Raw genomic sequence first — 8,570 nt, forward strand, 5'->3', positions numbered from 1 at the left:
TGAGGGGGAACAGCCGCTGATTACGCCGCATTCCCTGCCTTGATCACATCAAAAGTCCGCAGCGCATCGGCGTTTTGCACCAGAGAGTCGCGGCTGATCTCACCGATAGTTTTCGCTCCGGTCAGGGTCATCGCCACCTTCATCTCTTTCTCAATCAAGTTCAGCAGATTTGCCACCCCTTGCTTACCGTGGGTCGCCAGCGCATACAGATAGGCACGTCCCAGCAGCACGCTATCCGCACCCAGCGCAATCATGCGCACCACATCAAGGCCGTTGCGAATACCGCTGTCGGCAAGGATAGTGATATCGCCTTTCACCGCGTCGGCAATAGCGGGCAGGGCGCGGGCGGAGGAGAGCACGCCATCAAGCTGGCGACCGCCGTGGTTGGAGACCACGATCCCGTCAGCGCCAAAACGTACCGCGTCGCGCGCATCTTCCGGGTCGAGGATCCCCTTGATCACCATCGGGCCATCCCAGAATTCACGGATCCACTCAAGGTCTTTCCAGGAAATCGACGGATCGAAGTTATTCGCCAGCCAGCCAATGTAATCTTCAAGGCCAGTTGGTTTGCCGAGGTAGGCGGAGATATTGCCTAAATCGTGCGGGCGGCCGTTTAAACCAACGTCCCACGCCCACTGCGGATGGGTCATCGCCTGCCAGTAGCGACGCATCGCCGCGTTCGGGCCGCTCATTCCGGAGTGCGCATCGCGATAGCGCGCGCCGGGTGTCGGCATATCGACGGTAAAGACCAGCGTTGAACAGCCCGCCGCTTTGGCGCGCTCCAGCGCGTTGCGCATAAAACCGCGATCGCGCAGGACGTAGAGCTGGAACCACATTGGGCGCTTGATGGTCGGAGCGACTTCCTCAATCGGGCAAACGGAAACGGTGGAGAGCGTAAAGGGAATGCCTTTCTCATCCGCCGCACCTGCTGCCTGCACTTCACCGCGGCGTGCGTACATTCCGCACAGGCCGACAGGGGCCAGCGCCGTTGGCATTGAAAGCTTTTCGTTAAACAGCGTGGTTTCCAGACTCAGATCTGACATGTTCTTCAGTATCCGCTGGCGCAAGGCCACATCGGACAGGTCTTCAACGTTGCGGCGCAGGGTGTGCTCGGCGTAAGCGCCGCCGTCGATATAGTGGAACAGGAACGGTGGCAGGATACGCTGTGCGGCGGCGCGATAGTCGCTGGCGGCGGAAATAATCATCACAAGTTCTCCCTGGAATTGTCGTTATGGTCACCGGGCAGGCGGGTAATTCGCGCCTGGCGGGCCTGGTCTTCATCAAAACGTTTGATCGTGGCGTGGACAAAGCCCAAGTGGGCCATCATCGCCTGTCTGGCACCTTCGGGATCGCCGGCGATAATCGCCTCCATCACCGCCTGGTGCTGCTCAGTCAGGCGAGCGAAGACCGGCGGGACGAGGTACATCCGTTGGCGGCTCTCCTTGACCGAGGATTGTAAAAGGTCGAAAAAGCCGCGCATGGTTTGCAGCAGCACCACGTTGTGCGAGGCTTCGGCAATCGCCAGATGGAAACGCACGTCGGCCTGCGAGGCCAGGTCCGGGTCTTCGCTCTGGGTGGCTTCAAAGCAGAGGCGGATTTTCTCTTTTTCGCTGTCGGTTGCGCGCATCGCCGCATGCCAGGCCGTGCTGGCTTCGATGGCGTGACGGGCTTCGAGAATATCGAAACTGTAATCGGGGTCGTCGGAAAGCAGCGTTTTCAGCGGCTGAACAATATTTTGCTCTGACCACGCCTCGTGCTGCCAGCGCACGAAGGTGCCGCCGCCGCGACGGCTGAGCAGCACCCCCTCATTCACCAACATCGCCAGCGCTTCACGTAGCGAATTACGCGATACGCCAAGCTGGGTTGCCAGTTGGCGCTCGGCGGGCAATCGCATGCCCGCCTCCAGGTTATGTTCTTCAATCAGCGCCCGCACGCGACGGGCGACGTCGTCGGCAAGGCGTTTTGGCATCACTATCACGGAATCATCCAGGTTAAGACATACGCCTGCAGCGTGGTGATGACGCCGACCATGCAGGTGAAAATCAGGCTATGTTTCACGGTAAAGCGGAACAGGTCGGACTCCTTACCCACCAGGCCCACTGCCGCACAGGCGATGGCGATGGACTGCGGCGAAATCATTTTTCCGGTCACGCCGCCGGTGGTGTTCGCGGCAACCAGCAGAATATCGGAGACACCAATCTGTTGCGCCGCCGTCGCCTGTAGCGCGGCGAACAGTGCATTAGACGATGTATCCGAACCGGTAAGGAATACCCCCAGCCAGCCGAGGAACGGTGAGAAGAAGGTAAACGCGTGGCCCGTGTGCGCCAGCGCGAGGGCCAGAGTTGAGGATAGCCCGGAATAGTTGGAAATAAAGGCGAACGCCAGCACCATACCGATGGAGTAAATCGGCAGCGCCAGTTCCTTCAGCGTGCTGCCGAAGGTCGAGATCGCGTCTTTTGGCTTCATGCGCAGCCAGACGATGGAAAGCAGGGCAGCGAACAGAATGGCGGTACCGGTGGCGGAGAGCCAGTCGAACTTATAGACCGCGGCATACGGCGTGGCTTCGCTGACCACTGGCGGCATGCGGGCCACCATCTTGTCGAGGAACGGCACGGAAATATTAATGACAAAGTCGTACATTGCGCCGCCCGGAGCGAACAGCGCTTTGAACGGCGGCACGCTCCACAGGGTCACGGTGGCGGTCAGGAACAGGAACGGCGACCAGGCGCGGACAACCTGTCCCGCCGTGTAGCGAGTGCGCGCCAGAGTCATATCGACCTGCGATGCGCCCATATCGCCGAATCGGAAGATGCGTACCGGCTGCCAGCGTTTGAGGAACAACGTCAGGCAGACCAGCGATACCAGTGAAGAGATAATGTCCGGCAGTTCCGGGCCAAGGAAGTTGGAGCTGAGGTACTGAGCGATAGCAAAGGAGCCACCGGCGACCATAACCGCAGGCCAGGTCTCTTTAATCCCGCGCCAGCCGTCCATAATCGCCATGATCCAGAACAACACGATGATGGTCAGGAACGGCAGCTGGCGGCCAACCATCTGGCCGATTTCAAAGCTGTCCAGCCCCGTAACCTGCCCGGCGACCAGAATCGGAATGCCCATCGCGCCAAACGCCACCGGTGCGGTGTTGACAATCAGGCACAGGCCAGCGGCATACAGCGGATTAAAGCCAAGTCCTACCAGCAATGCAGCGGTAATGGCGACCGGAGCGCCAAAACCAGCGGCTCCCTCAAGAAACGCGCCAAAGGAGAAGCCGACGATGAGCATTTGCAGGCGCTGGTCCGGGGTAATCGACAAAATCGATGAACGGATAATGTCGAACTGCCCGGTTTTCACCGAGATTTTATAGACGAACACCGCGGCGATGATAATCCACGCGATGGGCCACAGGCCGTAGAAGAAACCGTAAATGACGGAAGCCAGCGCATGGTCAACCGGCATTTTGTAGAACAGCAGGGCGACGGATAGCGCAATTAGCACGGTCCAGGTGGCGGCGACGTACCCCTTCAGCTTGAGCTTAATCAGGGCAAAAAAGAAAAACAGAATTGGTAGCGATGCGATGAGGCTCGATAGCCAGATATTACCGGCCGGATCGTAATTTTGTTGCCAGAGGTTCATGCAGGTCTCCATCGGGCCGCCATGATGTCATGCTGAGTCTTATGCTCTTTGCAAGGTCACATCATTTGTAAAATTGGCCCAGCCAAATTGCGATTGTAGGATTAACGACAACGAATAGTTAATCAAATGTTATTTATGGGCAATATTAATGTGACTAAAAATGATGGATATGTGAACCGCTGAGGGATTTAGCAAATAATTGGTAGGACCAATCTGTTTGGAGAGAGAGGGGATATTTGAAACATAGCCTGTTCCGGAGGCGGCGGTGAACCAGTAACTCGGCTAAGCGCAGTGCGAGCCGGGAGAAAAGTGGAGGCGGTGCTGGTACGCCTTACCCGGGCTACCCGTTCTCAGACGGCAGTGAGAGGGGAGCCCGGTCAGCGTAGTGCTTATTCGTCCGCTTCTTTCACCCAGATGCGCATTTCACCTTCGCCGCGGTTGGCCCAGCTAAACCACGGGATAAAGGTCAGGGTCTGTTGCTGACGGGTGGACGGGGCACGGTCGTAATTCCACAGCGCCTGGTTTTCGGCATTTTCCGCCGCTTGTTTATAGCCCGGAGCCTGGAGGAGTGTCTTGTGAGCAAAAATCCCTTTGCCTTCAAACGCGCTGAACTGCGCATCGCGCGGCAGCTGTAGGTTATGCAGCTGTTCGCCGTTATCTGCCTGTTCCAGGCAATAAACCAGCGGGCCGCGCTGGACGGCGACCTGACCCACCTGATGACGCACCAGCGGGTTGCCGTAAATACGCCGTACAGGCATCGGCAACGTTAACACCAGCGTGTCGCCCTCCTGCCAGCGATGGCTAATGTGCAGATAGCCTTTACGTACATCCTGCGCTACCGCCACGCCGTTAAGCGTCACCTGCGGCTTATCGCACCAATCCGGCAGACGCAGTGCCAGAGTGTGATTGATCGGGGTGGATGAATCGATGGCGATTTTCACCTGCTCCTGCCACGGGTAATTGCCGCTGATGCGCAGACGTAATGTTTCATCGCCCACCGGGATCTCCGCGCTGTTGCCGACATACAGGTTGATGTACAGCGCGTCGTCATGCGGCGTGTAGATATAGTGGCCCAGCGAGGTCAGCACGCGGGCGATGTTCGGCGGGCAGCAGGCGCAGCCGAACCAGCGCTGACGAATGGGCTTCACATGGTCATAAATATGGTTGAATTTTAATGACTTTGGATGCACTTCCAGCGGATTGACGTAGAAGAAATGCTTGCCGTCCAGCGCCATTCCGCCCAGGACGGTGTTATACAGTGCGCGCTCCATCACGTCGGCGTACTGACTATCGGCTTCCATTTCCAGCATTCGGCGGGCAAACATCATCAGGCCGATAGAGGCGCAGCTTTCGGCGTATACCGTGTCGTTTGGCAGGTCGTAGTCGCTACTGAAGGCCTCCCCGCTGCTCTGCGAACCGATGCCGCCGGTAATATACAGCTGGCGCTGGGCCATATTGTTCCATAAACGCAGGCAGTCCTGGCGTTTGCCTTCGTCCTGACTTAAGCGGGCGAGATGAGCGACGCCGGTCATCAGATAGACAAAGCGCACTGCGTGGCCGATGGCGACCGGCTGCTCGGAAATCGGCTGATGCGCCTGACTGTAGGGTTTATCTTTAACCATCCACGCCGGGCCGTAGGTGTTCCAGTAGGAGGTTTGGCCGCGTTTTTCATATTCGATATCGTAAAAATGCGGCTGGGTTCCGCGCTCCTCGACGAAGTAGTTCACCAGCGACATGTAGCGCGGCTCCTGCGTTACGTCGTACAGGCGCATTAACGCCAGCTCGATTTCCGGGTGGCCAGGGTAGCCGTGCAGCTGCTTCTCTCCGGGGCCAAATACGCTATCGATATGGTCAGCCAGGCGGCAGACCACCTCCAGCAGGCGGCGCTTGCCAGTGGCCTGGAAGAAGGCGACGCCCGCTTCAATCATATGCCCGGCGCAGTACAGTTCGTGGCATTCGGCGAGGTTGGTCCAACGTTCCTCTGGTGCTTTAACCGTGAAGTAGGTATTCAGATAGCCGTCTTCGCACTGGGCGGCGGCCACCAGTTCAATGACCTCATCTGCGGTCTTTTCCAGCTCGGCGTCCGGCTTCTGGCACAGCGACCAGGCTACGGCTTCCAGCCATTTCGCTACGTCGCTATCCTGAAAGACCATGCCGTAGAATTCCCCCTCCTGGAGTCCGGCGGCGATGCGGAAGTTCTCTATCGCATGGCTCGGATCCGCCTCGTCGATGCGGTCGTTAAGCGCATCCCACTGGTAGGGGATCACCACATCGCGCACCAGTTGCTGGTACTGGCCGAGGAACGGGTCGTTAATTTTCAGTTTGTGCAGATCGACTTCCATAACAGACATGACGGACTCCTTAAGACTGAACGTGACGCGTGCGCAGGTCAGTGGCAATGCGCGCCATCATCGGATTGTTGAGTTTGCAGGCGCGGATCGAGAAGGCCAGCAGCAGATGGAACAGGGCGGGCAGCAGGGTTTCCATGGAGGAGATCCCGGCCAGCGACAGAGCGGTCTGATTGCCAGCCCCCGGCTGATAGGCCACGTAGATAAAAATCAGGCTGATAATGCCGGCGCTAGAGGCCCACGCCAGCTTGATAAAGAACAGATTAAAAGCAAAGTTCATCCCGGAAGAGCGCACGCCGGTTTTCCATTCGCCGTAGTCGTCGGAAAATGCCATCAGCGAGAAGTGCAGCGGTAGGGTGAAGCCAAGAATAATGCCGTTGCCGAGGATCACCATCAGCCACAGGGTCTGATATGCCGGGCCGGTCGGTAAAAACCACATCGCGACGGCCAGCGCGGCCAGCACCAGGTTGGTGTAGTAGTAGAGTTTGACGGTATCAAAGCGGCGCGACAGCAGGTTGATGATGACAGAGCCGCCAATTGATGCGAAGGTCACCATGGTGAAAAATAGTGAGGTGTAGCCGGTGGACCCCTCAAGGACGTAGGTGATGAAGTACATGTAGCCGCCGCCGCGGATATTAAAGACGTTGATCAGCAGGAATGACATCACCAGCATCAGCAGCAACTGGTCGTTTTTACGCAGCCCGGCGATATGCTCGCGCAGGGTAAATTTACCCATCATGTCCAGCGAGACGCGTTCGCGAACCCAGAAGAAGCAGCACAGGAACATCACCACCGCAATAGCACACAGTACGCCGACGCCATACTGATAGCCTTGAGCAGTGTTGCCCTGACCGAGCGCGGTAACCAGCCACGGTAGCCCAACGGAGACCAAAAAACCCGCCACGCCGCACAGAACGAAGCGCCAGGCCTGGCACGAGATCACCTCGCTGTGGCGCGTGGTCATGGTGTTGATCAGCGCACAGTACGGTACGTTAATCGCGGTGTAGCTCACCGACAGCAGCAGATAGGTTCCGAACGCCCAGGCGATTTTTACTCCCATGCTGGCATCAGGGACGGTGAAGGTCAGGACGCCAATCACGCCGATAGGTACGGCGATCCACAGCTGCCAGGGGCGAAAGCGTCCCCAGCGGCTTTGGGTACGGTCTGCCAGCACTCCCATGATCGGGTCGGAAATGGCATCAAAAACGCGCAGGGCCAGGAACATGGTTCCGACCAGCGCGGGCGTCAGGCCGAAGACATCGGTATAGAAAAAAGTTAAAAAGTTCATGATCAGGCAGGTAATAACCGTCCCACCCGCATCGCCCAGTCCGTAACCTATTTTTTCACGGAGGGATAATTTGTCGTCCTGGGCACGCTGTGCCAAATCGCTTGTCGTAATCGGAGCCGAAGTCATAAATAACTCCCGGAGATGATGTTCGGAGAATATCCCGCCTGGTTGCGGGTTTTTATTGTGTAATTTGCAAAGTACGTTATTTATTCTGCACTAAATATTAGGAGCAACAAGGGAAGGGAAAAGTATAAAAAGGTGACGATTCCGACTTGATAGTAAAAGTGTGATTTTGATCCGGCATAACGCTATTTTATCGTGAATAATCAATAACAATGAGCGGTTGTTTATGATGCTAAAAGCGGAAAATTGAATATCTATGCTTGAATTATCCATGTCTCTTCCGATTAAGGTGCAGAACGGCGGGCTGTTTATTTCCCGCGGCATTGGTAGCCATCCGGCGCGCCAGCTTCACTCATGGGAAATAATATTTGTTGAGAAAGGGACATTAGCGATTCGCGAAGGGAGCGAAGTTTTTAGCGTCAATGCCGGGGAAAGTTTACTGCTCTGGCCGCAGCGTTTACATGTTGGCGTGGGGCAATTTCCGGCGGACCTAAAGTTTTATTGGCTGCATTTTGAAGTGACATCTGGTGAAAGCGACTCTCTACCTGAACCGTTGCTTTCTATCCCGCAGCACACACGAGTCAGCGAGCCGCAGTATATTATTTCGCTGTTCCGGCAATTCTTACGCGAACAGGAAAATATTCATCGCAGCGTGGCGCTGGAATTGATTATGTTGTTGATTTTGCAGCAAATTTCGGCGGCGGCCAGCGAGCAGCCCGCCGATAGCCCCGGCAATGCGCTGGCGTGGAAAGCGCAGCAAATTATTCATACCCAATTTCATCTGCCCATTTCCGCCTCAACGCTGGCGCATGAACTGCACTGCAACGCCGATTATCTGGGGCGCGTTTATCGCCATGCTTTCCGACTGACGTTAACCGAAGCGTTGCATCGCCAGCGGGTAAGGGCAGCGGAAAAGCTGCTCATCAGCGATTCGCTATCGCTGACTGAAGTGGCGATGAAATGTGGATTTAACGACGTGGGCTACTTTCGCAAGATATTCCGCAAGCACACCAGCCTGACCCCGGCGGCGTGGAAGCGTCGTTACTGCAAAGAGCATATTAATTCGGCGTAGGGTTTAACTAGTGTGTGCCGGACCTGATGTATCGGCGTGGCTTCATCCCGGGGGCGGCGCTTGACGCGCCTTGCCCGGGCTACAGGTTCGAGCGTTCTGCGGGTTTGGT

Annotated in this window: 6 protein-coding genes; 1 reads left to right on the forward strand and 5 read right to left on the reverse strand. The window is 56.7% G+C overall.

Annotated elements, in window-relative coordinates; genetic code table 11:
- Positions 1 to 20: 20 nt before the first annotated feature.
- The 5 genes from lldD to QVF11_RS14960 form a co-directional block, all read right to left on the reverse strand.
- Positions 21 to 1,205, reverse strand: coding sequence for an FMN-dependent L-lactate dehydrogenase LldD (lldD, locus tag QVF11_RS14940; protein WP_112215940.1), 1,185 nt, complete (start codon positions 1,203 to 1,205; stop codon positions 21 to 23).
- The gene (gene lldR / locus QVF11_RS14945) at positions 1,205 to 1,978 is read right to left on the reverse strand and encodes a transcriptional regulator LldR (protein ID WP_112215941.1); all 774 of its coding nucleotides are present in this window, start codon (positions 1,976 to 1,978) and stop codon (positions 1,205 to 1,207) included. The genes lldD and lldR overlap by 1 nt, the downstream gene beginning before the upstream one ends.
- Positions 1,975 to 3,630 carry an L-lactate permease gene (gene lldP / locus QVF11_RS14950; protein ID WP_287858016.1) on the reverse strand — a complete coding sequence of 552 codons (1,656 nt, stop codon included), beginning with the start codon at positions 3,628 to 3,630 and terminating at the stop codon, positions 1,975 to 1,977. The genes lldR and lldP overlap by 4 nt, the downstream gene beginning before the upstream one ends.
- Before the next feature lie 389 nt (positions 3,631 to 4,019).
- Positions 4,020 to 5,981: a glycoside hydrolase family 127 protein gene (locus QVF11_RS14955; protein WP_287858018.1), complete on the reverse strand. Its 1,962-nt coding sequence runs from the start codon at positions 5,979 to 5,981 to the stop codon at positions 4,020 to 4,022.
- A gap of 10 nt (positions 5,982 to 5,991) precedes the next feature.
- Positions 5,992 to 7,392 (reverse strand): MFS transporter, encoded by a 1,401-nt coding sequence (locus QVF11_RS14960; RefSeq protein ID WP_112215944.1) that lies wholly within the window; start codon positions 7,390 to 7,392, stop codon positions 5,992 to 5,994.
- A 253-nt stretch (positions 7,393 to 7,645) separates the two neighbouring features.
- Between QVF11_RS14960 and QVF11_RS14965 the strand changes: the two genes are divergently transcribed.
- The gene (locus tag QVF11_RS14965) at positions 7,646 to 8,461 is read left to right on the forward strand and encodes a helix-turn-helix domain-containing protein (protein ID WP_287858020.1); all 816 of its coding nucleotides are present in this window, start codon (positions 7,646 to 7,648) and stop codon (positions 8,459 to 8,461) included.
- Positions 8,462 to 8,570 lie beyond the last annotated feature (109 nt).

The organism is Klebsiella sp., from assembly GCF_027492335.1.
Classification (GTDB): Bacteria; Pseudomonadota; Gammaproteobacteria; order Enterobacterales; family Enterobacteriaceae; genus Klebsiella; species Klebsiella huaxiensis.